Here is a 24,928-nt window from a genome sequence, read left to right as displayed (position 1 = left end):
ATCTGGCACCCGTTCGATGTGCGATAGCGCACACCAAGGCAGGTGACCGCGAGTTGCGAGGGCGGTCAAGGCTAAAAACTGTCACGCCGGGACCGCCTCGCGCTCCCGGACGCGACTCTCCGCCACCGGCTCTCCGCGTTCGAAACGAATAACGGTGTCGAAAGGCGGTTGATCCATCGCCGCGGTGACTTCCGGCGTCACAAGGATCAGGCCCTGTCCCACCCGCGAGCGGCGCAGGTTCGCGACAAGCTTGTCGGCGGCGGGACCCGGCAGGCCGTCGAGCGCGCGCTGCACGACGAGAATATCCGGCTGCCGCACAAGGCAGCGCACCAGATCGACCGCAGCGATCTCGCTCAAGGTGAGATCGTTGCCCTGGATGTCGATGGGCATGTTGAGGCCGATGCGCGACACCTCGGCATCGAGGCCGCGCTCGGTGAGCACCCGGCGGATCACGCTCTGCACAGCATCGGCGGCCCCCGCCTGATCGGAGGCGATGCGCCCGAACAGCACATTGTCCTGAACGCTGGCCGCCGCGCAGAAACGGTTCTGGTCATAGAATTCGATGGCGGGCTGGAGGCTGACCGGCAACATGCGGGTGAAATCCGCGCGCGCGCTCAGAATGCGTGCCTCCATGGCCTCGTCGAGAAGGCCCAGGCGGTGTCTGCTCTCGTTGTAGCGCAAGGCAAGGCCGATCAGGCGCTCCTGGTCGCGCCCGGTCTGCACGCCGCGCCGTCTTTCGGTTCGCCGTTCGACCAGATCCTCGAAATAGGTGCGGTCGGTCGCGGAAAAGAAGCCGAAACGCTCGAAAAGCGGGTGGCCGTCGGGGATCTCGGCGAAGATTTCGATCATGCTGGTGGCGATCGACAGGCCGATCCGCGCGAGCGGCTTGGTCAGGTCCTCGGCTTCCAGGATCGCCCGCACGAAGGGATGGCCCGACAGCCGATCCTCCCGGAAGGTGTCACCGATCGCCTTCCCGAACAGAAGGTTTTCGCCCAACGTCGCGTAGCGATTGTAGCGCTCGGCGTTGAAGGGGTCGACGAAGTGGTCGAGCGCCTCGCGCGCGAGGGCCGTCTGGACGGCGCGGCGGGACTCCACGAGAGCGGCGGCGATCTCCGGCTCGCGCTTCGGGTTGAGGGTGCCCGAAAGGCCCCGCGCATGGGTCAGCCGGTCGAGGCCGGCGACCGCGATGGCCTCCGACAGGCGCCGCTCGATGTCCTGTTCCGGGGCGGCCGCGCCGTAGAGGAGATTTTCGCGCAAAGTGCCGGGGATCAGGATTGTTTCGCCTGCGAGAGCAATGCGGTGGACGCGCTCGATGGGGTCGATGGCGGCCAGATCGGCGCCACCGAAAGCCAGATGCCCGGTGGAGGGCTGGAGCTGACCGCCGATGAGGGCCGCAAAGACGCGCGGACCCGAATCCCCGTCGCCCACAAGGGCCACATGGGACGGAAAGGCGAGGTCGAGGTTTACGCCGGTGATCCGGGTGCCGGTCGCGGGGTCATAGGCCGACACGCCTTGCGCGACCAGGGCGCCGCTCTTCGGCAGGGGCGCGGGGGTTTTGGGCTGATCGTGCGGATGCAGGGCGATCAAGCCCTGGGCGACGTCCGACAGAAGCGCGTGGGCGCGATTGGCGAGACGCTGCCACAGGATCAACTCGCGGACGCCGAACGCGGCGAGGCCGGCTGCGAGGATGCTGGCGGCGAACGCGCCCGCCGTCACCGGACGGTCCGGCGTGAGCCAGACGCCGAGGGCCAGAACGGTCAAGGGCGCGAGCATGAGGACGGTCGCGGCGAGCGATTCGGTCAGCGCGAGACGTCGCTCCCGCGTTTCGACGGGTCGGTGGCCTGAAACCATAGCCCGGCGCACCCGGTCCCGCTCATAGGGGCCCGTTCCATGAGCCCTCACCGCAGGCACGCGGTGCCGCAGGTCGGCCAAAGCCGCTTCGGTGGTCTCGCCGTCCCGGTGCCGGGCCTTGACCGCGTTCACCCGCAAGGCCAGGCGGTGGGCATTCACCACGCCCCCGAGGGCCAGAACGACGGTGAGCGCCGCGCCGAGCCGCCAATCGGTGGCCAGCACATAGGCGACCGCGAGCCCAACCATGCCGCCCAGCCTGACCGGGACGAACAGCGCGGACCCGAGAATGCTGCCTTCACGGGCCAGTGTGACGCTGCCGAGGGCGGTCATCGTTTCGACCTCGTCCTGCGCCGAGGGCGGGGCCTTGAGCACCGCGTCCAGAATGGCCGCCCGAATTCGGGCCAGAACCGCCGCGCCGATGCCGACCGCAATCCAGTCGAGGACGGTCAGGGTGAGGGCGATGAGGAGCGGCACCAAAACCACGCCGCCGATGGAGGCTATCGCGAAAGCCGAGCGATTAAGCGCGAAGCCCGGAAAAAGCACCAACGGTTCCGCCCGCACGGTTCCGAAGGGAGTGATGGCGATGCGCAGGAAAGCCGAGGTCGCCTCCAGCACCTCGCCACCCGCCAGCGCGCGGTCCACAACGATGCGGACGAGATCGAAGCCGAGAAGAAGGAAAAGTCCGGCGATCGTCAGAAGCAGGAACCCGAAAACATGCCGAAGCGGTTTCGTCTTCCAGGCGAGGCGCAGCGGATCCCGCTCCATGAGAGCTCCCAGGGTCGTTCAAACGAGCTGACGTTAGAGCATGATCCGCAAAAAGTGGAATCCCCTCTCACACGAAAAGGCATGTGCGAGCAGAAGGATAAAGGCCCTCCACCGACGCGCTGAGCGCTTGGTTGAGCCCGCGACCTCTTTTCCTCTCGTCGGCGGGGCCTTCGACTCTATCTCCCCTTCCTGGGATCGCAGATGAGGGAGGATCGATCATTGCCGATGACATCATCTCTTCCGTTCGATTCGTTGTTCCAGCTCGTCGTCGATCTGCCCTCACGCAGACCCGCGCCCGGATTGCCGCGCCGGCTGGCGGTTCTGTTTCGCGAGTTGTCGCAGCCTCGATCCGGCCGCTCCGCCGAGGAAATCGAGGATCAGATCTGGGCGCTCTGGGTGTCGCACGAGGACCGGGCGGCGGAGGAAATCATGGCGGCGGCCATCGAGGCCATGGGCGCGGGTTCGCTCCACGAGGCTGGCCCGCTGCTCGACGAGCTCGTCGCGCGCTATCCCGACTGGCCCGAGGCCTGGAACAAACGCGCGACCCTCGCCTCCATCGAGCAGCGTGACGCGGACAGCCTGGAGGACATCAAGCGCACGCTCGAGCTGGAACCCCGCCATTTCGGCGCCATCTCCGGATTTGGCCAGATCTGTCTCCGGCACGGTCATCTCAACGAGGCCCGCGCGGCCTTTCAGATCGCCCTTGCCTTCGATCCGCATCTGGAGGCCTTGCGCGAGATTCTCGACGATCTCGCTCCGCAGAATCTGATGCTGCATTAGATTCTCGCGGAGACGGGTGAAGGATGGGGCCTTGAACCCAATCGCTCGTCTTGCAACAACAATACGTCGATTCCCCTCAACAGAGGTCACCATCCGTGCCCCTCGTACGTTAGCGACGCTACCCTGGAACGAAAATCACAGGCATTGGACCCGGAGCGCCGGGCCCTTTGTCATGCCCTTTTCGTGCCGAAACGCCTGTTTCGGCCAGATATCGTTTGTTGAGGTACTACCCATGTCTACGCTTGGGGCGACCAAGGATGTGGTCGCGCGCGGAACGGTTCGTTCCGGAATTTTTACGCTGGGCTATTCTATCGAAGGCGAAGGCAAGCCAGCCCTCGTGATCGGCAGTTCCGTCTACTATCCGAGAACCTTCTCGGCCGGTCTGCGAAAGACGTTGAAACTGGTCTTCGTCGACCATCGCGGGTTCGCACATTCTTCGAAGAATGTGGCGAAGTCGGAATACGATCTCGACATCGTTCTCGACGATATCGAGCGGATTCGGGGGCATCTGGGGCTCACGGACATGGTCATCATCGGCCATTCCGGTCACGGATACATGGCGTTGGAATACGCAAAGCGCTATTCGCGGCACGTGTCCCATGTCGTTCTGATCGGTACCGGCCCGAGCCACAGCCCGGCTCACGCGGCAATGACGGAGCAGCATTGGCAGGAGGCGGTCTGCCCGGAACGGAAGGCCAGGCTGGAGAGCGATCTTCAATCGCTGCCCGCGGAGATCGCGGCATCGCCGGAGACACGCTTCGTCACCTATTGCGTGCGGATGGGCGCGCGAAGCTGGTATGACCACACCTTCGATGCTTCCGCGTTGTGGAGCGGCGTCCATGTGAACATGGATATGTTCGACACCTTATGGGGCGAGGTCTTTCGCGACATCGATGTCACGAAGGGTCTCGATGATCTCGACATTCCGGTGTTCATCGCGCTTGGCCGGTTCGACTATCTGGTCGCGCCTTACCATGCGTGGGAACCCTATCGGCAGAGCTTCCGGGACCTGACGGTCAGGGTGTTCGACCGAAGCGGCCACACCCCACAACTGGAGGAGAGCGCGGCGTTCGATGCAGAACTCCTTCGGTGGATTGCCGCCCGCTGAAAGCAATCTTCGGCATTGATGACGTCGAGAGGCCGTCGAAGGACGGCCTCTCATTTCAGCGCGACAAAGATGGCATTTGCAGGCAGCGCGCGGCTGCGTAGTCTGAAATCCATGTCCGATTCATCCACGATCCTTAACCCTCAGCCGCTTCTTCCGCCGGACGGCCGGCAGTCGGCGACAGCGGCCGGCATCCAGCGCGGCGTGCGCCGTCTCTTCGCGCAGCTCGGCCATGTGACGATTCCCGAATTCACGCTGGCCAGCGGCCGACGTGCGGATGTCATCGCGCTCTCCGCCAATGGCGTGCTCACCATCGTCGAGATCAAGTCGAGCGTCGCCGATTTTCGCGCCGACCGGAAATGGCCCGATTATCAGGATTTCTGCGACCGGTTCTATTTCGCAGTGCCGGAGAGCCTGCCCCTCGACATCCTGCCGGAGGATCGCGGCCTCATCGTCGCCGACAGTTTCGGCGCGGCGATCCTGCGGGAGTCGGTTCATCACCCGCTCGCCGGCGCCCGCCGAAAGGCGGTGACCTTACGTTTCGCCCACGCGGCGGCGATGACGCTGCACGCGCTTGCTGATCCCGACGCGGTGTTCGACGGACGGCTTTGAAGTCTTTGCTGGGAAGCCGGAACCTTAGGGCATTCTTGGAGATATTCCGGCGCATTCCTCATCGAGAACGATGAATCCGAGTCAATACACTACGTTATCTCTTTACTGATACGATATTTCGTGCAAAAGACGCAAGCAGGTAAATCGGTATATACCTTTCAAGGATACATTCATGGCGACGATCGTTGGCACACGCGGCATTGATATTCTAATCGGCACCGAGCTCCCAGATTCGATTTATGGGGATACGGCAGGTACTTTGAACTTTGGCTACGGCGGCAACGACAAGCTGTTCGGCCTCGGCGATAACGACAAGCTATTCGGCGATGCGTTGACAATCACTGCAGCCGGTATCGGCGGCGCTGACTACCTCTATGGCGGAGCCGGCAAGGATTACCTTTATGGCGACGCCTTCTCACTCTTGCGTTACGCCAGAGGCGGGAATGACGTCCTCAAGGGCGGCGCCGGTTCCGATGCTCTCTACGGCGACGGCTACACGATGAAGAACTACGCGAAGGGCGGCGCCGACGTGCTCTTCGGCGAGGATGGCGACGACATCATTGTGGGTGATGCCTCCTACATGTGGAACTCGACTCGTGGCGGCAACGACAAGCTGTACGGAGGCAACGGTAACGACGTCCTGATCGGCGACGCGACGCAGATGCATGACAAGGCCGTCGGCGGCGACGACTATCTGCACGGTGGTGCAGGCAACGACCAGTTGCGCGGCGATGCGTATCTCATGGATGGTTATACCCGCGGCGGCAATGACAAGCTCTTTTCCGGGACTTCGTACGATTTCGGAGCGGAGTTCCTTTACGGTGATGCCGTGAAGATGCTGGGCCACGCGGTTGGCGGCAATGATCTAATCTATGCCACAGAGAGCCAGAACGCCCATGTCGCCGGCGACGCAGAATTCATGAGCGATTTCACGCGCGGTGGCGACGACGTAATTTACGGTGGCAATGCCTATGGCGACGCCAGCAGCATGTCCGGATATGCCCAAGGCGGCAACGACGTGATCTACGCCAAGGCTGGCACCACGCTGATTGGCGCTGTCTCTGGCGGCCCGGCCGGCGATGCGGGGACGATGTCGGGCAATACCGTTGGCGGAAACGACACCATCTATGGCAGCTTTGGCAATGAGCAAATCTTTGGAGATGCTCGCGATGCATCCGGAAATGCACGGGGCGGCAACGATCTGATATTCGGTGGTGCCGGTAATGACGAAATCTACGGCGATTTCCTAGGCGTCCAGGGTAATTTGGTCGTCGGTGGGAACGACACGATCCACGGTGGCGCGGGCAACGACCTGATCTTCGGTGGAGGCGGCGCTGATCGATTCGTCTTCGCCGCAGGAGATGGTTTCGACACAATCGGTGACTTCTCGCGCAGCCAAGGCGACAAGATCGACCTGACCAGCTTCCACCTCAAGGATTTTGCTGCGCTGACGATTCGCGACAATGCCGCTGGCAGTGCGGAAATTCTCTTGCCGTCGGAGGGCAAAATCACTCTCACCGCCATGAAGGCTGCCATGTTGATGGCGACCGATTTCTATCTCTAAGCAGCGACATACCCTGCCAAACGATCGGCCGGCCTCCGAAACGAGGTCGGCCTTTTCATTTCCGGGCCATATTGAGATCGCCCTAGCGCGGCGCGCGCTTCGCCAAGATCCGCTGCAGCGTACGGCGGTGCATGTTGAGGCGACGCGCCGTCTCCGAGACGTTGCGGCCGCAGAGTTCGTAAACCCGTTGGATATGCTCCCAACGCACCCGGTCGGCGGACATCGGGTTTTCCGGCGGGGTCGCCCGCTCACCGGGTTGGGCCATCAGCGCCGAGTGGATCTCGTCCGCATCGGCCGGTTTGGCGAGATAGTCGAACGCACCCATCTTCACGGCGGTCACGGCGGTGGCGATGTTGCCGTAGCCGGTGAGAATAACGCCGCGCGCATCGGGGCGCCGGTTCTTCAATCGCTCGATCACGTCGAGCCCGTTGCCGTCGCCAAGCCGCATGTCGATGACGGCAAAGGCGGGGGCGTCCGATTCGATCGCGGCCAATCCATCGGCCACGCTCTCCGCGACGCGGACCTGATAGCCGCGCATTTCCATCGCGCGAGCAAGACGGGTGGAAAACGGCCGGTCGTCGTCCACGATCAAGAGGCTCTTGTCGACACGGTCCTCAAACGCAACGGGCGCGTCGGCCATCAGAACATCTCCCTGCATCCTGAGAAGACTCCTTGCGCGAAGTGAGCCTGGAAAGCTCACTCACTCATATGGGAATTCTTCCCCTCGTCTTCGAGAGCCGCTTCAGAAACTCCCTGCGGCGATATTGCCGCACCCTGGTCAAACGCATGACGCGGCCAAACGATCCGTGCGACGGCCCCGGAAGCGGGCGGAACCGCGTTCGTGAGGGTCAATTGCGCTCCGGAGCGTTCGAGCAGGGTCTTGGCAATGAACAGCCCCAGCCCTAAACCCGACCCGCCGAATTCCTCGCCCAGCTCGGATCGCTTCGCGGCGTTTCGCGTCGTGACATAGGGCTCGCCGACGCGCAGCAGGATGTCGGGCGCATAGCCCGGCCCGTCATCGCTGATCGTGATCGAGACCTCCAGCGGCGTCCATGCCGCCGTAATCGTGACGCGGCTCCGGGCGAAATCGGCGGCGTTGTCGAGAATGTTGGACAATCCGTAGACCACGCCGGGGCTTCTGCGCGCGAGCGGCTCGCGTCCCTCGCCCTGGCAGACGACATCGATGGGGAGGCCAAGGGGACGATGCGGCGCGACGATCTCCTCGACCAGCTGGCTGAGCGAAATCGTCTCCAGAAAACCGGCCTGATCCTGATCCATGGAGGTCAGCTTGGTCAGGATCGTCCGGCAACGCTCGACCTGCTCGCGCAAAAGCTTCAAATCCTCCGCGATGGGGCCCTCCTGGGGCATCGCATGGTCGAGCTCCTTCGCGACGAGGGCGATGGTGGCGAGCGGCGTGCCGAGTTCGTGGGCCGCCGCCGCCGCCAGACCGTCGAGCTGGGACAGGTGCTGCTCGCGGGCGAGCACCAGTTCGGTCGCCGCAAGCGCTTGAGCAAGCTGGCGCGCTTCCTCGGCCACGCGCCAGGCATAGATGCCGGTGAAGACGATGCCGAGCAGGATCGCCGTCCAGATTCCGGTGACATAGAGAAAGGGCAGGCTCAGGCTCTGGCCGGGAAACCAGGGCAACGGCCGGTGCGCGAGCACGAGCAGGGTCGCGGCGCCGACCGCGAGAAGCCCCAATCCGAGGGTCCGTTCCGGCGTCAGGGAGGCGGCCGAGATCAGGACGGGCACGAGAAACAGCAGCGAAAACGGGTTCGTGAGGCCACCGGTCAGGTAGAGCAGGGCCGCGAGCTGCAGGATGTCGAAGGCGAGAAGGGCCGTCGCGGCGTTGTCGCGGAGCCGGTAACTGGCCGGGTAACGGATGCGCAGGATCAGATTGACCCAGATCGAGGCTGCGATCACCAGGAAGCAAAAGCCGAACGGGAGGTGGAAACCCAGACCGAACCGCACCCCTGCCACGGCGACCGATTGACCGGCAATCGCGATCCAGCGCAACCGGACCAGGGTGTCGAGCCGCAGGTGCCGAGCGTCGTGGGACAGGCGCGTCCGTTCCATATCAACCATTATTCACAAGGATAGGGTCATTCGTTGATTCGCCAAGAAAGTCCGTGCAGATCGACGATTTTTTCAGCCCTTTTTCCCATATCGGGATCAAAAGCCCAGCAAATCACCCAATTCTCAGGAGAAGAAGGGTACGGAATCAGGGTGCGTCCTTAACGGCATTGCAATTAAATCCGGGAACTCTCATCTTGACGCTGTGGTTGAGGATAAACCCAACTCGCTTTGCGGGGACAACAGGGTACCCAGCCCCTGGGGATGACGATGAACTTATCCTATTATTGGTACGAGACCGCGCATTGGCTTTTGGGCCCCGCCCGCGCGGCCACCGATGTCACGAAAACGTTATTCGAAAGTCCGGGCAACCCGTTTACCAACACCCCTTACGGTCGGACCGTAACGGCGGCGTGTGAGCTGTTCGAGCGAACCACCCGGCGCTACGGCAAACCAGAATTCGGCCTTCCCACCACCGTGATCGACGGCGAGGCAGTCCCTGTCACCGAGCGGATCGTCTGGGAGCGGCCCTTCTGCGAGGTCATTTCCTTCGACCGGGACCACCCGCGCGCCAAGGCGCAGCCGAAGCTTCTGATCGTCGCCCCCATGTCCGGCCACTACGCCACCCTGTTGCGCGGCACTGTCGAGACGTTTCTTCCGACCCATCAGGTCATGATCACCGATTGGACGGATGCCCGCATGGTGCCACTGGCGGAAGGCTCCTTCGATCTCGACGATTACATCGACTACATGATCGCCATGTTCCGTTCCTTCGGGCCGGATCTGCATGTGATGGCGGTGTGCCAGCCGGCCGTGCCGGTGATCGCCGCGATTGCCCGCATGGAGGCCGAGGACGACCCCTGCACGCCGCGCTCGATGATTCTCATGGGCGGCCCCATCGACACCCGGCGCTCGCCGACGGCGGTCAACCAGCTCGCCGAAGAGCGCGGAATCGAATGGTTCCGCCAGCATTGCGTCAGCAAGGTGCCCCCGGCCCATCCGGGTTTCTGGCGCAGCGTCTATCCAGGCTTCCTGCAGCTCTCCGGCTTCATGGCTATGAATCTCGACCGACATGTGAGCGCTCATTGGGAGATGTTCAATCATCTCGTCGACGGCGACGGCGATTCGGCCGAGAAGCACCGGGACTTCTATGACGAGTATATGGCCGTCATGGACCTGACCGCCGAGTTCTACCTTCAGACGGTCGACAAGGTCTTCGTGCGGCACGAATTGCCCAAGGGCGAGATGATGCACCGGGACAAGCCGGTGGATCTCATGGCGATCCGCCGCTGCGCCATCATGGCGATCGAGGGCGAGCGCGACGACATTTCGGGCGTCGGCCAGACCCTGGCGGCGCTGGAACTCACGCCGAACCTGTCATCGGACAAGAAGCTCTACCACCTGCAAGACGGGGTCGGCCATTATGGCGTCTTCAACGGCTCTCGGTTCCGGGCTGAAATTGCTCCTCGAATCGTTGAATTCACTCAGACGCACGAGCGAGAGCCGGCCCGAAAGAAGCCGTCAAGATCATAACCCTGCGCAAAAGCCATTCTTAGCAGCGGCAAACGGCTGCGCTGACAAAGACCCATCGGCGGGGCAGATTGCGGATATGAGATCCGCCCTGTTCCGCCGCGTTCCTGCGGACCCCCCTCACCTCAGGGTTTCCCATCAAGGCCAGACCTTCAAGGTCGCCTTGAAACGCCGGCCCACGGCCAAACGCATCACCCTTCGCGTGTCGAACGCCACGGGCGAAGTGGTGCTCACCATCCCCGAGCGCACCGATATCGGCCTTGCGCAGCGCTTCGCTGACAGTCACAGCAACTGGATTGCGACGCGGCTCGCCAAGGTGCCCAAACGGGTGCTGTTCGAGCCGGGTTCGCTCGTCCCTTTACGCGGCGTGCCGCACAAGGTCGTCCATTGGTCGAGTATTCGCGGCATCACCCGGGCAACCACGGGCAGCGCGGGCGAGCCGATCATCGCGGTCACGGGCGATCCGGCCCATGTCACCCGCCGCGTGCAGGACTTCCTTCAAGGCGAGGCCCGGCGTGATTTCTCCGAGGCGGTCAAGCGCCACACCGCCGCGCTCGGCGTGCCGGCGCGGCGCATCACCGTCCGAGACACCAAGAGCCGCTGGGGCTCCTGCTCGGCCAACGGGGCGCTGAACTTCTCCTGGCGCCTCATCATGGCTCCGCCCTTCGTGCTCGATTATCTTGCCGCTCACGAAGTGGCGCATTTGCGCGAGCTCAACCATTCCCAGCGCTTCTGGAAGCTGACCTACCAGCTCTGCCCCCGCACGGACGAGGCCGAGGCCTGGCTGAAGACCTACGGCAGCGCCCTGCACCGATTCGGATGAGGGCTGCCTCCATCCGTCAAAAACGCATGAAGGCGTGACAGCGCGGGCTTTTCGGCTTAGGCCGGAAGAGTTCTTTCCTGTTGCATTGTTCCATGCTCAAGCCCGACACTCTCGCTCTTACTGTCGTCCTGGCGCTGCTGACCGCGATGGGTCCGCTCTCGACGGACATGTATCTGCCCTCCCTGCCGGTCATCGCGGCGGAACTGAAGGCCAGTACCGGCCAGACCCAGCTCACCCTCTCCACTTTCCTGCTGGGGTTCGCGGCGGGGCAATTCGTCTATGGCCCCGTTTCCGACCGGGTCGGCCGCAAGCCGGTGCTGCTGTTCGGCCTCGGGCTCTTCACGCTGGCGAGCATGGTCTGCGCGCTCGCGCCCACCATCGAGGCTCTGACCCTGGCGCGCTTCGTGCAGGCCTTCGGAGCATCCGGCCCCGTCGTGCTCGCCCGCGCCGTTGTCAGAGACCTCTATGACGGTACGCGCGCGGGTAAGGAATTGTCGCGCATGGGATCGATCATGGGTGTCGTTCCGGCGGTCGCTCCCGTCTTCGGCGGCCTTGTCGCGCAGGCGGGCGGGTGGCGCATGAACTTCATCGTGACGATCCTCAGCGGTGCAGCGCTCGCCGCAATCGTCGCCTGGCGCCTGCCCGAGTCGATCCGCGCGAAGTCGGACCTGCCCCTGTCGTTTCTCGCGATCCTCAAAGGGTTTCGCACGCTCATGAAGCATCGCGGTTACCGGGTCTACGTGCTCCTCTCGACGCTCGCCTATGGCGGGCTTTTCGCCTTCATTTCCGGCTCGTCCTTCGTGCTCCAAGGCCTCTACGGCCTGGACCAGCTCCCTTATGCCTTCTCCTTCGCCTTCATGGTGGTCGGTTACATCGCCGGAACGTCGCTGGCGCAGCGCATCGTCGGGCGGCGCGGGCTCGACGGCACGATCAAACTCGGAACCATCAGCCTCGCGCTCGGCGGGATGACGATGGTGGTGCTCGTGGCCTCGGGCGCAACCTCCTCCTTGGCGATCACGGGGCCGATGGCGATCTACGCGCTCGGTGTCGGCCTCACCATGCCGCAATCCATGGCGTCCGCGCTGATGCCGTTCCCGGATCGGGCGGGAGCGGCCTCATCGCTTCTCGGCATCTGCCAGATGACGGCGGCCGCCATCCTCGGCATCGTGCTTGGCCAAAACCTCGGCGCCTCCGCCCTGCCCCTGCCGCTGGCGATTGCGGGGACAGGCGTTCTGGCGCTCGCCGTCTTCTTGGGCACCGAGCGGGCGCGGCAGGGTTAGATGTCGTTGGGGGGCTTTCTCATGTGGCGCGCGTTGCTGCTCGGCGGTGTACTCGTTCCGGTGTTCATCTTCGCGGTCATTACCGTCAGCACGCTCGGATTCGGCATCCTGATCCCGGCTTTCGGCCTCGGGATCCTGTCCACCAGCTGGCCGGAACTTTTGATATGGGCGGCCTTGGTGACGCTCCTTGTGCTCCCCGTCGTCGCGCGTCGCGCGGGGGGCAATCCGACCCCTTATCTGGTCGCTGGCACGGTCGTGGGAGCGATCTTTCCAATCGCCGCCCTTGCCATCACCATCGCGGCGACGGGGGCGATCAACCTTCTTGGCGACACCTCGAAAGCCAATCTCTCCGATTTCGCCATCATCTCGGCCTGCCTCGGAGCGACAGGCATCGTCGTGGGGGGCGGGATCGCCTTTTTCTACTTCCTGCTGGCCCAGCTTTTCGTCTTCCGGCGGAAATCGCTAAAGCCCGAATAAACGCTCCAGCAGGTTTTTCTGGCGGCTCGGCTTCTGCGCCGGCGCGACCCAGCCGCTTTCCGGCGGTTGGGGGGCCGTGGTGCCGAACAGGCCCGCGAGAGGTGCATCGGAAGGCCTCGGCATGAAACGGTCGCTGCCGGGGAGCGGCACGGGCTGCTTGTCCTTCAGCGCCACCTTCATGAATTCGTGCCAGACTTCGGTCGGCAGGTTGCCGCCGGTGACGCGCTTGGTCAGCGACCCGTCGTCATTTCCCAGCCAGACGCCCGCCACCAGATTGCCGGTGAAGCCGACGAACCAGGCATCCTTGTAATCGTTCGTGGTTCCGGTCTTGCCGGCCATGATCCAACCGGGGATCTGAGCCTTCTTCGCCGTGCCGATGACAAAGGTGTTGTGCATCATCTCGTTCATCATCGCGACCGCGTTCGGATCGATGACGCGTCCCAAGCCGCCGGCGTTTGAGCGCTTGTAGACGACCTTGCCGTCCGTGCCCTTCACCTGCTCGATGACGTAGGGAATGACCCCGGTGCCGCCATTGGCAAAGGCGGCGTAGGCCGCGACCAATTCGAGCGGCGTCACCTCAGAGGTGCCAAGCGCGAGCGCCGGAACGGCCTGGAGGGGCGAGGAGATGCCGAGTCGTTGTGCGGTCTGTACCACCGCCTTCGGGCCGACCTCCAGGTTGAGCTTGACCGCGATGGTGTTGAGAGAGAGCGCCAGCGCGTCGCGCAAGGTGAGTGGGCCGCGATAGCCGCGATCGTAGTTCTCCGGCTGCCAGCCCTTGTAGTTGACGGGCGAATCCTCGCGCACCGTGTCGGGGGTCAGGCCGCGCTCGATGGCGGTGAGGTAGACGAAGGGCTTGAACGACGAGCCGGGTTGGCGGCGGGCGGTCGTCGCCCGGTTGAACTGGCTCGTCTCGTAATTCCGGCCGCCGACGAGCGCCCTGACCGCGCCGTCCGGCTGCAGGGCGACGAACGCGCCCTGGCCGACGTTGAACTTCTGCCCCTTGGCGTTGAGCTCGTCCACCAGCGACCGCTCGGCGGCGCTTTGCAGGGCGGGCTCGATGGTGGTCTGGACCACGATGTCGGATTCCACCGTGCCGACGAAATCATCGAGCACGTCCATCACGTAATCGGCGGCGTAGTTGACGGAGCCCGCCCCCTGGGGCTTGAGGGGCTGCGCCGGCGCGCCGAGCGCGGTCTTGGTCATGCCCGGAGTGATGAAGCCGAGTTCGTTCATGGCCGCGATCACGAGTTCGGCGCGGGCCTGGGCGGCTTCCCGGTTGCGGTTGGGGGCAAGACGCGACGGCGCCTGGACGAGGCCAGCGAGCACCGCTGCCTCCGAGAGGGAGACCGCGCGGGCGGATTTGCCGTAATAGCGCTGGGCCGCCGCCTCGATGCCATAGGAGCCGGCGCCGAAATAGACCCGGTTCAGGTAGAGTTCGAGGATCTGGTCCTTGGAGTAGTTGCGCTCCAGCCAGAGCGCCAAGATCGCTTCCTGGATTTTTCGCGAGGCGGTCCGCTCCTGGGTCAGGAACAGGTTCTTGGCGAGCTGCTGCGTCAGGGTCGATCCGCCCTGCATGCCGCCGCCGCGCCGGGTGATGTTGCGGAACACCGCGCGGGCGATGCCGACCGGGTCGATACCGTAATGGTCGTAGAAGCGCCGATCCTCGATGGCGACGAAGGCCTTTGGCAGATAGGGCGGCAATTCCTTGATCGAGACCGTGCGCCCGCCCATTTCGCCCCGGTTGGCAAGGAGCGTGCCGTCGCTGGCCAGGATAGCAATATTCGGCGGCCGCTTGGGCACGGTGAGCTGATCGATCGGCGGCAATTGCGCGGCGTAATAGGCGACGACGCCTCCGACTGCGATCACGCCCCAGAGGCAGAGCACCACGCCGGCGTAAAACAGCTTGCCCAGAAAGGAGCGGCCCGACGAGCGGCCGCGCTTGCGCTTCGCCTTCTTGGTGCGGGGCGCGCGACGGATCGGCTTGTCGCCATCGTCATCATCGGTGCGGCGGCGACGCGACATGGTTCCCCCTGCCCGATCCTCTGGCGAGAGGTGAAAATCCTGGCCCCCCGCATCGGCTGCGGGCGCGTCGAAGACCGGCTCGCGCCGATCACGTCCGTTCGCCACTCGAAAACCCCGTTGTCCTGCGGCTGGTATGGTCCAGCCTTGGCATGTTCTGAGGCATGGTAATTGTGGCGGTTTAAGGGGCGGTTAAACCTTGTTTCACGGGAAATTGCCGCGATTGCGGCTGCCGCCCCACCACGAGCCTCGTTTTTCAGATGTGCGGGGCCGGTTTTAAGCCGCGAGCCGGCTCATCGCCTCGTTCAGGCATTCGACCCGGACCGCCTCGCCCGCCCGTGCGACGAGGGTGCAGCCCTTGGGCACTTCGCGCCAGCCGCGATCCTTGTCGTCGATGGGCTCGGAAACCACCAGAAGACCACCCCGCTCCTCGCGGAAATAGAGGGTCGGCGGCTTGGCATCGCAGGACCAGCGATAAGCGAAAAGGCTTTCGCCGTCGGTGAAGGCAGCCGTGAACTTGAACGGTTCGTCGATCCCCGCCTCGTCCATCAGGCAGCGCACGGTCTTCAAGGTGCGCGCCATGGCGGCGACCGGGTCCGCGCCGAGGCCGTTGGCGAGCGCAAGAAGGAAGATCGCCTCCGAATCCGTGGTGCCGACGCGCGTGTCGTACAGGTCATCGGGGATCAGCGCCTCGAGGCGGCGCTTGATGCGGCCATAGCCGCCGATCTGCCCGTTATGCATGAACAGGTGCCGCCCATGCGTGAATGGGTGGCAGTTCGAGCGGGTGGTCGAGGTGCCGGTGGACGCGCGCACATGGGCGAAGAACAGGCGGGAGCGGACCTGATCGCACAGGCTTCGCAAATTCTCGTCGGACCAGGCGGGGCGAACCTCCCGATAGAGGCCGGGCTCGTTTCGCTCGCCATACCAGCCAATGCCGAACCCGTCGCCGTTGGTCCCCGTCTTGGCTTCAACGGCATGAAGCGATTGATGGACCAGCGAATGCGCCGGAGCGCAGACCAGATCAGCGAGGAAGATCGGCTCTCCCCGATAGGCAAGAAAGCGGCACATCGGTCCTTATCCCAAAGCGCTTTTGTGCGCCCTCGTACGACTTTTTGTTACTATCTTTCCATCAAGCTGAATAGCCGGTTAATGGCCAAGCCGTTGCGGCCCTTTTCTCCATCCCCTAAACCTTGACCATCAACGACGACGCCGGCCAAACCGGTGAGGGGGATGAATCCATGCTTCGCGTGATGAGCCTGGCGCTTGCCGCCGCCCTGACCCTTTTGCCCGAAGCCGCCTTCGCGGCGGAACTCGACGGGCGGTCCTTGGGCTTCATCTGGGCGCTGCCCTTCGCCGGCATTCTCCTGTCCATCGCCCTGTTTCCGCTGCTCGCGCCGGAGGTCTGGGGACATCATCAGGGCAAGATCGCGGCCCTGTGGGGCCTGCTGGTCCTCGTTCCCATGGCCCTGAGCGAGGGGCCGACGACAGCCTTGCACACGCTCGCCCATACGGCGTTCCTCGAATACATCCCCTTCATCCTGCTGCTGCTCGCTTTGTTCACGGTGGCGGGCGGCATTCTGGTGCGCGGCAACATCCACGGCGCGCCCGTCACCAACACGGTACTTCTGGCCATCGGGACGGTGCTCGCGAGTTTCATCGGCACGACCGGCGCGTCGATGGTGATGATCCGCCCCGTGCTGCGCGCCAATGACGACCGCAGACACAATGTGCATGTGGTCGTGTTCTTCATCTTCCTGGTGTCGAACGTCGGCGGCTCGCTGACGCCGCTCGGCGATCCGCCGCTGTTCCTCGGCTTCCTGCGCGGCGTCGATTTCTTCTGGACGACGCGCCATCTCCTGCCGTCGACGCTTTTCGTCAGCGGCCTGCTGCTGGCGCTGTTTTTCCTGGTGGATCGCTTCATCTACAAAAAGGAAGGTCGCACCCGCCCCGATCCGACGCCGGACAATCCGGTACGCATCGATGGCGGAATCAATTTCGTGCTGATCGCAGTCATCATCGGCGCGATTTTGATGAGCGCGACGGTGGATCTGGGCCGCTTCACGCTCGCCGGCAGCGAGATCGAAGTCGCCAATATGGTTCGCGACCTCATCATGATCGCCGTCACCGCGGTCTCGCTCGCGCTGACCCCCAAAGCGAACCGTTTCGATAACGGTTTTTCGTGGGGACCGATCCTGGAAGTCGCGAAGCTTTTCGCGGGCATCTTCATCACCATCATTCCCGCGCTCGCGATGCTCAAGGCGGGTGCAAGCGGGGCCTTCGCGCCGCTCGTGGCGCTGGTGACGAATCCAGACGGCAGCGCCAACAACGCCGCGTATTTCTGGCTCGCGGGCGGCCTGTCCTCGTTCCTCGACAATGCGCCGACCTATCTGGTGTTCTTCGAGCTGGCGGGCGGCGATCCGCAGGCGCTGATGACCAAGGGTGCGCTGACGCTCGCCGCCGTCTCGGCGGGCGCGGTGTTCATGGGCGCGAATTCGTATATCGGCAACGCGCCGAACTTCATGGTCTACGCCATCGCCCGCGAGGGCGGCGTGAAGATGCCGAGCTTCTTCGGCTATATGCTGTGGTCGGGCGCGATTTTGCTACCGACGTTCCTGATCGCGACGTTGGTGTTTTTCGGGGGATAATCGCTCGCGTCATTCCGGGGCCGCGAAAGCGGAGCCCGGAACCTATAAACACTGCCGGTTCAGGAATACACGCGATGTGCGCCGTAGTGCTTTATCCGGATACTCTCATGTTTATGGGTTCCGGGCTTCGCCTGCGGCGCCCCGGAATAACACAGCGTCAAGTCCGAAGCCGCTCCGCCACATCCTCCGCAATCGACAAGCTCGATGTCAGGCCGGGGCTCTCGACGCCGAAAAGCTGGACGAGGCCGGAAACCCCGTGCTCGGCTGGGCCATCGATCACGAAATCCGCCGCCGGTTCGCCGGGACCCGTGAGCTTGGGGCGGATGCCGGAATAATCCGGCGTCAGGGCCCCATCCGGCAGGCCCGGCCAATAGCGCCGGATCGAGGCGTAAAAGCTCTCCGCGCGGCGCGGATCGACCTCGTAGACCTCGCTCTCGATCCATTCCACATCCGGCCCGAAGCGCATGCGGCCGTTGAGGTCGAAGGTGACATGCGTGCCCAAGCCGCCATCGACGGGGGCGGGATAGATCAGGTGCGAGAAGGCGGGCTTGCCGAGGCAGCCGAAATAATTGCCCTTGGCGAGCACGAGGCGCGGCACGCGTTCCTGGGGGTATCCTTCCGTCGCATGGCCAAGGGCCTGCGCGCCGAGACCAGCCGCGTTGATGATGACGTCCACCGGCAAAACCGCCGGTTCCGCGCCGCCCACATGGGCCTCCCAAGCATTGCCTGCTCGCGTGATACGCTCGACCGGGGCATGGAAGGCGATCATGCCGCCCGCCGCCTCAAAGTCGCCCTGGAGCGCCAGCATCAGCGCATGACTGTCGATGATGCCGGTTTCGGATGAGAGAACAGCGCCGGTGCAAGCGAGGTTGGGTTCAAGCGCTTTCGCCTGTTCGCCGGTCAGGAAGGACAGGCCCTCGACCTCATTGGCAATGCCCTGGGCGTAGATGGCTTCAATCTTGGCCTGTTCGCGCTCGTTCGTCGCCACGATGAGCTTACCGCATTTCGCGTGCGGCACGCCGTGGCTTTCGCAGAAATCGTAGAGCATCCGCCGCCCAGCGACACAGTGGCGGGCGCGCAGCGAGCCGGTGGGGTAGTACATGCCCCCATGGATCACCTCGCTGTTGCGCGAGGAGACACCGTTGCCGATGCCGCCCGTCGCTTCCGCGACGATCACGCTATGACCGCGCAGAGCCAACGCGCGGGCGATGGCAAGCCCGACGATTCCGGCTCCGATGACAAGAGCGTCCATCTTCCGAACCCTCAACGAAAAACGGCGGCCCGAAAGCCGCCGTTTTCAAGATACAGGGAATGCCTCAGGCCGCAATCGATGTCTGAGGGGCTGCGGCGCGCACGTCGGCGTCCACATGCTCCTCGAAGCGCTTGAAGTTCTCGTTGAACATGTCGACGAGGCGCTTCGCGGTCTGGGCGAACGCGGCCTTATCCTGCCAGGTCTTGACCGGATAAAGGATATGCGGCTCGACGCCCGGCACCGAGGTCGGCACCGCGAAGCCCAAATAGGGATCGCGGCGGAAATCGGCGCGGGAGAGCGAGCCGTCGAGGGCCGCCGTCAGGAGACGACGCGTGACCCGGATCGGCATACGGCGGCCGGTGCCGTACTTGCCACCCGTCCAGCCCGTATTGACCAGCCAGCAATCCACATGGTGCTTGGCGATGAGATCGCGCAGCAGGTTGCCGTAGACCGAGGGATGACGCGGCATGAAGGGCGCGCCGAAGCAGGTCGAGAACGTCGCCTCCGGGTCCTTCACGCCCTTCTCGGTGCCCGCGACCTTCGCGGTGTAGCCGGAGAGGAAGTGATACATCGCTTCCGCAGGCGTCAGCTTGGCGATGGGAGGCAGGACGCCGAAGGCATCGCAGGTCAGCATCACGATGTTTTTCGGAACGCCCGCGCGGCCGGTCGCGCTCGCATTGGGAATGAAGTCGAGCGGATAGGCGCAGCGCGTGTTTTCGGTCTTCGACGCATCGTCGAAATCGGGCACGCGGGTGATCGGGTCGATCACCACGTTCTCCAGCACCGTGCCGAAACGCTCGGTGGTGGCGAAGATCTCGGGCTCCGCCTCGCGGGACAGGCGGACGGTCTTGGCGTAGCAGCCGCCCTCGAAATTGAAGACGCCGTTCGGTCCCCAGCCGTGCTCGTCGTCACCGAGCAGGATGCGGTTGGGATCGGCGGAAAGCGTCGTCTTGCCGGTGCCGGACAGGCCGAAGAACACGGCGACGTCGTTGGCGTGGCCCACATTGGCGGAGCAATGCATCGGCATGACGTTCTGCGGGGGCAACGCGAAATTGAGATAGGTGAAGACCGACTTCTTCATCTCGCCCGCATAGGACGTGCCGCCGATCAGCACGATCTTGCGCGTGAAGTCGCAGGCGATCACCGTTTCCGTGCGGCAGCCGTGGCGGGCCGGATCGGCCTTGAACGAGGGCAGGTCGATGATGGTCAGATCCGGCACGTAGCTCGCAAGCTCCGTGAGTTCCGGACGGATCAGCAGATTGCGGATGAACAGGGAGTGCCAGGCGAATTCGGTGAAAACCCGCGCCTTGACCCGGTAGGCCGGATCGGCCCCGCCATAGAGGTCCTGCGCGAACAGTTCCTTGCCTTTCGCGTGGGCCAGGAAATCATGCAGCAATGTGTCGAAATGGCCGGGGGTGATGGAGCCGTTATTGTCCCACCACACGGTGTCCTCGGTGGTGACGTCGCGCACCACGAACTTGTCCTTGGGCGAACGGCCCGTATGCACGCCGGTCTCGGCGAGCAGCGCGCCACCCTTGACGAGCTTGGTCTCGTTGCGGATCAGGGACTGCTCGTAAAGCGCGGGCGCTTCAAGATTCCAGTAGACCCGTTTGAGATTGCGAAGGCCGAAAGCCTCAGCGCCATGCGCGCTGTTGAAGACGCCGATAGTGTCCACGAAAGACTTCTCCTGATCGCCAGCTGCCGGACGGCCTCAAGGATGTGCCGCCGACGGATGGCCGCCATGTGGTTCCCGTTCAGGTGGCGCCGGCCAAGTCTTTCGCGCCCGTGCCTTCCCGCAAGGGACGAAATTGGTTCAGGCGACGTCACCGTCAACTGAGGTCGTTCCATGACATTCTATTTTCCTTCAGGCTAGGCCTCTTGAGGGGTCGGCGGCGAATTTCTGCGATTATGAGATAGCGTTCAGCCCGCTTGCAGCGACCCCGGCCGTTCATCTCCGGTTGTGATAACGCACGCTAAAGCCTGTGATTAAGGCATGCCTCTGGTACTTCGCATCCGCGAACCTTATTTAGGCCATGAGAAAGGCGCAGTTGGGCACATTTTTGGGCCTCCCGCGTTGCCAGGCCGGACCTGCCGATGACGGCCAAACAGAGTTCTAGCAAGGAAGAGTTCATGCCAACGATCGCTCTTGTCGATGACGATCGCAACATTCTCACCTCGGTTTCGATCGCACTCGAGGCGGAAGGCTACCGGATCCAGACCTACACCGATGGCGCCTCGGCCCTCGATGGCCTGAAGCATGCCCCGCCGGACCTTGCGATCTTCGACATCAAGATGCCGCGCATGGACGGCATGGAGCTGCTCCGTCGCCTGCGCCAGAAATCCGATCTGCCGGTGATCTTCCTGACCTCGAAGGACGAGGAGATCGACGAGCTGTTCGGCCTCAAGATGGGCGCGGATGACTTCATCCGCAAACCCTTCTCGCAGCGTCTCCTGGTCGAGCGGGTCAAGGCGGTCCTGCGCCGTTTCGCGCCCAAGGATCAGACGGCCCCCCGCGAGGCCGACGCCAAGGCGCTGGAGCGCGGTCAGCTGAAGATGGACCCGGAGCGTCACGCCTGCACCTGGAAGGGCGAGCCGGTGACGTTGACCGTGACCGAATTCCTCATCCTGCAAGCGCTCGCCACCCGGCCCGGCGTGGTCAAAAGCCGCAATGCGCTCATGGACGCGGCCTATGACGATCAGGTCTATGTGGACGACCGCACCATCGACAGCCACATCAAGCGCCTGCGCAAGAAGTTCAAGTCTGTCGATGACAACTTCGAGATGATAGAGACGCTCTACGGCGTCGGGTACCGATTCAGGGAAGGCTGACGCTCAGCATCCTTGGGAACGGCATGAAAGCTGACTCCATCAACGTCGAGACGGGCGGCGACGACCACGCCGCCCCGCAAGGATTCCTGGCGCGGCTGAAGCATTTCGGCCGCACGCTGTCGTTGCGCGCCTCGTCCAGCCTGACGCGGCGGATCGTGGTGCTGAACCTTGCCGGGCTGGTCGCGCTTCTCGTCGGCTTTCTCTACCTCAATCAGTTCCGCGAGGGCCTCATCGAGGCGCGGGTGCAGAGTCTGCTGATCCAGGGCGAAATCATCGCCGGCGCCATCGCCAGTTCCGCGACGGTGGACACCAACGCCATCACCATCGATCCGGACAAGCTCCTCCAGATGCAGGCGGGCGAGACGGAGCGCTTCAACGACGACAATCTCTCCGCCCTCGAATTCTCGATCAGTCCCGAACGGGTCGCGCCCCTGCTGCGCCGTCTGGTGACGCCGACGCGCACCCGCGCCCGCATCTTCGACCGCGAAGGTTCGCTGCTTCTCGATTCCAGGACGTTCTATTCCCGTGGCGACATCCTGCGCCTCGATCTTCCGCCGCCGGTCGCGGAGGAGGATACGAGCTATATCGAGCGCGGCTGGAATGCGGTTCGCGGGCTGTTCAGGCGCAAGAAGGGCACCGTGCTGGAAGAGCCGGGCCCTGCAAACGGCAAGACGCTGCCGGAAGTGCAGCAGGCCTATGGCGGCAAGCAGACGAATGTGGTGCGCGTCAACGCGCGCGGCGAAACCATCGTGTCCGTGGCAGTGCCGATCCAGCGCTTCCGCACGGTCCAGGGCGTGCTGCTGCTTTCCACGCAGGAAGGCGACATCGACGCGATCATCGCTTCCGAGCGCTTCGCCCTGCTCCAGGTCTTCCTGGTGGCGGCCCTGGTCATGATCGTGCTGTCGCTCCTGCTCGCAGGCGCCATCGCCGGTCCGGTCAGGCGTCTGGCGGAAGCAGCCGAGCGTGTGCGCTGGGGGACGAAATCGCGCCAGGAGATCCCTGATTTCACCAACCGTTCGGATGAGATCGGCCACCTTTCCGGCGCGCTGCGCGACATGACGAAGGCGCTCTACAACCGGATCGATTCCATCGAGAGCTTCGCGGCGGATGTGGCGCACGAATTGAAGAACCCGCTCACCTCGCTGCGCAGCGCGGTCGAAACCCTGCCGCTCGCCCGCAGCGATGATTCCCGCCAGCGGCTGATGTCCATTATCCAGCATGACGTGAAGCGTCTCGACCGCCTCATCAGCGACATCTCCGACGCGTCCCGTCTCGATGCGGAACTTGCCCGCGCCGATGCGGAACCGGTCGACATGGTGCGCCTGCTCGAAGCGGTGGTCTCGGTCGCCAACGAGCGCCGTCGCGCGCATGATCCGCAGATCGCGCTCACCGTCGAGCGTCAGCCCAAGCCCCGCGACGCGTTCGTCGTTCGAGGCTATGACAGCCGCCTCGGACAGGTGTTCAACAACCTGATCGACAATGCACGCTCGTTCTCGCCCCCGGACGAGACGGTGAGAGTGACCCTGCGTCGCCGCAAGGCGGATATCGAGATCGTGGTGGAGGATAGCGGGCCCGGCATCGACCCGGATGCCCTCGACCGGATCTTCGAGCGTTTCTACACCGACCGCCCCGAACAGGGCTTCGGCCAGAATTCGGGCCTCGGCCTGTCGATTTCGCGCCAGATCGTCGAGGCGCATCGTGGCACCATCAGGGCTGAGAACCGGCTCGGGCCGCCGGATGAGAACGGCGAACCCCGACGCCTCGGGGCCCGCTTCATCATCCGCCTGCCGACGGATACCCAGAAGGGATCGGGAACCCGTGACCATGCCTGAGACGATTCACGGCTCCTGCGTGGTGGTGGGTGAAGCCGGGCTTCTGATTCGGGGCGCGTCGGGGGCCGGCAAATCGACATTCGCGCGCGACATCCTGCTTCACGCCGGCCGGGAGGGGCGGTTTTGCCGCTTGGTCAGCGACGACCGGACACGCATCGCGCCGCGTCACGGGCGTCTCGTGGCGTCTCCCGTACACCCTCTCGCCGGGTGCATCGAGGTGCGGGGCATCGGAATCGTCCGGCAGCCCTTCGAACAGGCCGCCGTCATTCGCCTCGTGATCGACCTCTGCGAACATTCGTCGCGCTACCCCGACCCGCAAGATGCCACCATTGTTCTATGTGGCGTCGTGCTCCCTCGCGTCTTCTCCCAAAGTGGGGCACTCTTCGCAGACATCGTACTGGGCCGCTTGAGTGGTGTTTGCGACACGGTCGTGACACTGTGATGAACTTTTCCTCTCAATGCTCTTGCGCTTAGCTTCGCGGTGCACAAAATAGCGGCTCCGCTCCTAGGAGCGATCGGACCTGTAACATTATGATAGGAATGGTGCTCGTCACCCACGGGCAGCTCGCGACGGAATTCAAAGCCGCGCTTGAGCATGTGGTGGGTCCTCAAGAGCAACTTGAAACGATTACGATCGGCCCCGACGACGACATGGAGACACGGCGCAAGGACATCATGGACGCCGTGTGCCGGGTCAATTCGGGGTATGGCGTCGTGGTCCTCACCGATATGTTCGGGGGAACGCCCTCGAATCTGGCCCTGTCGTGCATGAACGGCGGGGCCGTCGAGGTCGTTGCCGGCATCAACCTGCCCATGCTCATCAAGCTCGCCTCCGTCCGGGATGAGGAATCCCTGACCGATGCCGTCTTCCACGCTCAGGAAGCCGGGCGAAAATACATCAACGTCGCCTCGCGCGTTCTGTCCGGGAAGTAAGAAAATGGATCAGCCCCTCGATCAGGATTGTCCCCCGGCGCCTGTCCCCGAGGGAGCCGAGGTTCGCGAGCTTCCCATCATCAACCGCCGCGGCCTGCACGCCCGCGCCTCGGCGAAATTCGTCCAGACCGTCGAACGCTTCGAATCCGCGGTCACCGTCACCCGCTGCGGCGAGACGGTCGGCGGCCGCTCGATCATGGGTCTTCTGACCCTCGCCGCCGCCCAGGGCACGACCATCACCGTCACCGCCAAGGGCGAGGACGCGGACGCGTGCCTCCAGGCCATCGGCGATCTTTTGGCCAACCGGTTCGGCGAAGACGAGTAAGACCCAAAAGGGTTTAGTACCTCTCGCTCTGTCATTCCGGGGCCGCGAAGCGGAGCCCGGAACCCATCAACGCTGACGGTACCAAGAAACCGTGTGGGGACCGCCTCGTCTTTTCCTGACACGCGGGCGTTTATGGGTTCCGGGCTCGCCTGGGGCGCCCCGGAATGACCAACCCGTGGCGCTTGTCCCAGAACATATAAAGACATCTTTATATCTTGATTGCCTCTGCCGCGGCT

Annotated in this window: 21 protein-coding genes; 14 read left to right on the top strand and 7 right to left on the bottom strand. The window is 63.8% G+C overall.

The annotated features are described in order from the left end of the window. Positions 1–81 precede the first annotated feature (81 nt). On the bottom strand, positions 82–2,616 hold the full coding sequence (locus I2H38_RS07620; RefSeq protein ID WP_196271207.1) for an ABC transporter ATP-binding protein: 2,535 nt from the start codon (positions 2,614–2,616) through the stop codon (positions 82–84). A gap of 225 nt (positions 2,617–2,841) precedes the next feature. On the opposite strand from I2H38_RS07620, the gene I2H38_RS07615 reads away from it, so the two are divergent. The 4 genes from I2H38_RS07615 to I2H38_RS07600 all read left to right on the top strand — a co-directional run bounded on the left by I2H38_RS07615 (position 2,842) and on the right by I2H38_RS07600 (position 6,677). Further along, positions 2,842–3,396 (top strand): hypothetical protein, encoded by a 555-nt coding sequence (locus tag I2H38_RS07615; protein WP_196271206.1) that lies wholly within the window; start codon positions 2,842–2,844, stop codon positions 3,394–3,396. A 232-nt stretch (positions 3,397–3,628) separates the two neighbouring features. Further along, positions 3,629–4,504 carry an alpha/beta fold hydrolase gene (locus tag I2H38_RS07610; RefSeq protein ID WP_196271205.1) on the top strand — a complete coding sequence of 292 codons (876 nt, stop codon included), beginning with the start codon at positions 3,629–3,631 and terminating at the stop codon, positions 4,502–4,504. A 111-nt stretch (positions 4,505–4,615) separates the two neighbouring features. Next, positions 4,616–5,113, top strand: coding sequence for an MmcB family DNA repair protein (locus tag I2H38_RS07605; RefSeq protein WP_196271357.1), 498 nt, complete (start codon positions 4,616–4,618; stop codon positions 5,111–5,113). 172 nt (positions 5,114–5,285) lie between these two features. After that, positions 5,286–6,677, top strand: coding sequence for a calcium-binding protein (locus tag I2H38_RS07600; RefSeq protein WP_196271204.1), 1,392 nt, complete (start codon positions 5,286–5,288; stop codon positions 6,675–6,677). A gap of 82 nt (positions 6,678–6,759) precedes the next feature. Here the strand turns inward: I2H38_RS07600 and I2H38_RS07595 are convergent, their stop codons facing one another. Both I2H38_RS07595 and I2H38_RS07590 read right to left on the bottom strand, forming a co-directional pair. Continuing rightward, a complete protein-coding gene (locus tag I2H38_RS07595) occupies positions 6,760–7,317 on the bottom strand; it encodes an ActR/PrrA/RegA family redox response regulator transcription factor (RefSeq protein WP_196271203.1) in 558 nt (185 codons plus the stop codon). A 56-nt stretch (positions 7,318–7,373) separates the two neighbouring features. Next, on the bottom strand, positions 7,374–8,759 hold the full coding sequence (locus I2H38_RS07590) for an ActS/PrrB/RegB family redox-sensitive histidine kinase (protein ID WP_196271202.1): 1,386 nt from the start codon (positions 8,757–8,759) through the stop codon (positions 7,374–7,376). Positions 8,760–9,017: 258 nt separating this feature from the next. Here I2H38_RS07590 and I2H38_RS07585 point away from each other — a divergent pair, with 258 nt between their 5' ends. The 4 genes from I2H38_RS07585 to I2H38_RS07570 all read left to right on the top strand — a co-directional run bounded on the left by I2H38_RS07585 (position 9,018) and on the right by I2H38_RS07570 (position 12,857). Further along, complete coding sequence (locus I2H38_RS07585) at positions 9,018–10,280, top strand: polyhydroxyalkanoate depolymerase (RefSeq protein ID WP_196271201.1); 1,263 nt, start codon at positions 9,018–9,020, stop codon at positions 10,278–10,280. Positions 10,281–10,356: 76 nt separating this feature from the next. Beyond that, complete coding sequence (locus tag I2H38_RS07580; protein WP_196271200.1) at positions 10,357–11,100, top strand: M48 family metallopeptidase; 744 nt, start codon at positions 10,357–10,359, stop codon at positions 11,098–11,100. 92 nt (positions 11,101–11,192) lie between these two features. Continuing rightward, on the top strand, positions 11,193–12,380 hold the full coding sequence (locus I2H38_RS07575; RefSeq protein WP_196271199.1) for a multidrug effflux MFS transporter: 1,188 nt from the start codon (positions 11,193–11,195) through the stop codon (positions 12,378–12,380). 21 nt (positions 12,381–12,401) lie between these two features. Beyond that, a complete protein-coding gene (locus I2H38_RS07570) occupies positions 12,402–12,857 on the top strand; it encodes a hypothetical protein (RefSeq protein ID WP_196271198.1) in 456 nt (151 codons plus the stop codon). Here I2H38_RS07570 and I2H38_RS07565 read toward each other — a convergent pair. Then, the gene (locus tag I2H38_RS07565) at positions 12,843–14,984 is read right to left on the bottom strand and encodes a transglycosylase domain-containing protein (RefSeq protein WP_196271197.1); all 2,142 of its coding nucleotides are present in this window, start codon (positions 14,982–14,984) and stop codon (positions 12,843–12,845) included. The genes I2H38_RS07570 and I2H38_RS07565 overlap by 15 nt on opposite strands. 168 nt (positions 14,985–15,152) lie before the next feature. Next, positions 15,153–15,944, bottom strand: a complete 792-nt coding sequence (locus tag I2H38_RS07560) for a class II glutamine amidotransferase (protein WP_196271196.1) — start codon at positions 15,942–15,944, stop codon at positions 15,153–15,155. Positions 15,945–16,114: 170 nt separating this feature from the next. On the opposite strand from I2H38_RS07560, the gene I2H38_RS07555 reads away from it, so the two are divergent. Further along, on the top strand, positions 16,115–17,521 hold the full coding sequence (locus tag I2H38_RS07555; RefSeq protein WP_229426581.1) for a sodium:proton antiporter: 1,407 nt from the start codon (positions 16,115–16,117) through the stop codon (positions 17,519–17,521). Between the two features lie 157 nt (positions 17,522–17,678). Here I2H38_RS07555 and I2H38_RS07550 read toward each other — a convergent pair whose 3' ends face one another. Together I2H38_RS07550 and I2H38_RS07545 are read right to left on the bottom strand one after the other, a co-directional pair. Further along, positions 17,679–18,773, bottom strand: coding sequence for an NAD(P)/FAD-dependent oxidoreductase (locus I2H38_RS07550; protein ID WP_196271195.1), 1,095 nt, complete (start codon positions 18,771–18,773; stop codon positions 17,679–17,681). A 64-nt stretch (positions 18,774–18,837) separates the two neighbouring features. Further along, entirely contained in the window at positions 18,838–20,448 is a 1,611-nt protein-coding gene (locus I2H38_RS07545) for a phosphoenolpyruvate carboxykinase (protein WP_196271194.1), read from the bottom strand. Between the two features lie 455 nt (positions 20,449–20,903). Between I2H38_RS07545 and I2H38_RS07540 the strand changes: the two genes are divergently transcribed. The 5 genes from I2H38_RS07540 to I2H38_RS07520 all read left to right on the top strand — a co-directional run bounded on the left by I2H38_RS07540 (position 20,904) and on the right by I2H38_RS07520 (position 24,692). Then, on the top strand, positions 20,904–21,602 hold the full coding sequence (locus I2H38_RS07540) for a response regulator transcription factor (RefSeq protein ID WP_196271193.1): 699 nt from the start codon (positions 20,904–20,906) through the stop codon (positions 21,600–21,602). A 23-nt stretch (positions 21,603–21,625) separates the two neighbouring features. Continuing rightward, positions 21,626–23,434 carry a sensor histidine kinase gene (locus tag I2H38_RS07535; RefSeq protein WP_196271192.1) on the top strand — a complete coding sequence of 603 codons (1,809 nt, stop codon included), beginning with the start codon at positions 21,626–21,628 and terminating at the stop codon, positions 23,432–23,434. Then, positions 23,427–23,876: an HPr kinase/phosphorylase gene (locus I2H38_RS07530; RefSeq protein WP_229426580.1), complete on the top strand. Its 450-nt coding sequence runs from the start codon at positions 23,427–23,429 to the stop codon at positions 23,874–23,876. The genes I2H38_RS07535 and I2H38_RS07530 overlap by 8 nt, the downstream gene beginning before the upstream one ends. 89 nt (positions 23,877–23,965) lie before the next feature. Continuing rightward, positions 23,966–24,367 carry a PTS sugar transporter subunit IIA gene (locus tag I2H38_RS07525; RefSeq protein ID WP_196271190.1) on the top strand — a complete coding sequence of 134 codons (402 nt, stop codon included), beginning with the start codon at positions 23,966–23,968 and terminating at the stop codon, positions 24,365–24,367. A 4-nt stretch (positions 24,368–24,371) separates the two neighbouring features. Then, positions 24,372–24,692 (top strand): HPr family phosphocarrier protein, encoded by a 321-nt coding sequence (locus I2H38_RS07520; RefSeq protein WP_196271189.1) that lies wholly within the window; start codon positions 24,372–24,374, stop codon positions 24,690–24,692. Positions 24,693–24,928 lie beyond the last annotated feature (236 nt).

Origin of the sequence: Microvirga alba, assembly GCF_015694465.1 — a bacterium.
Classification (GTDB): domain Bacteria; phylum Pseudomonadota; class Alphaproteobacteria; order Rhizobiales; family Beijerinckiaceae; genus Microvirga; species Microvirga alba.
Note: the sequence above shows the minus strand (reverse complement) of the source record. Positions and strands in the feature narration are given on the sequence as shown.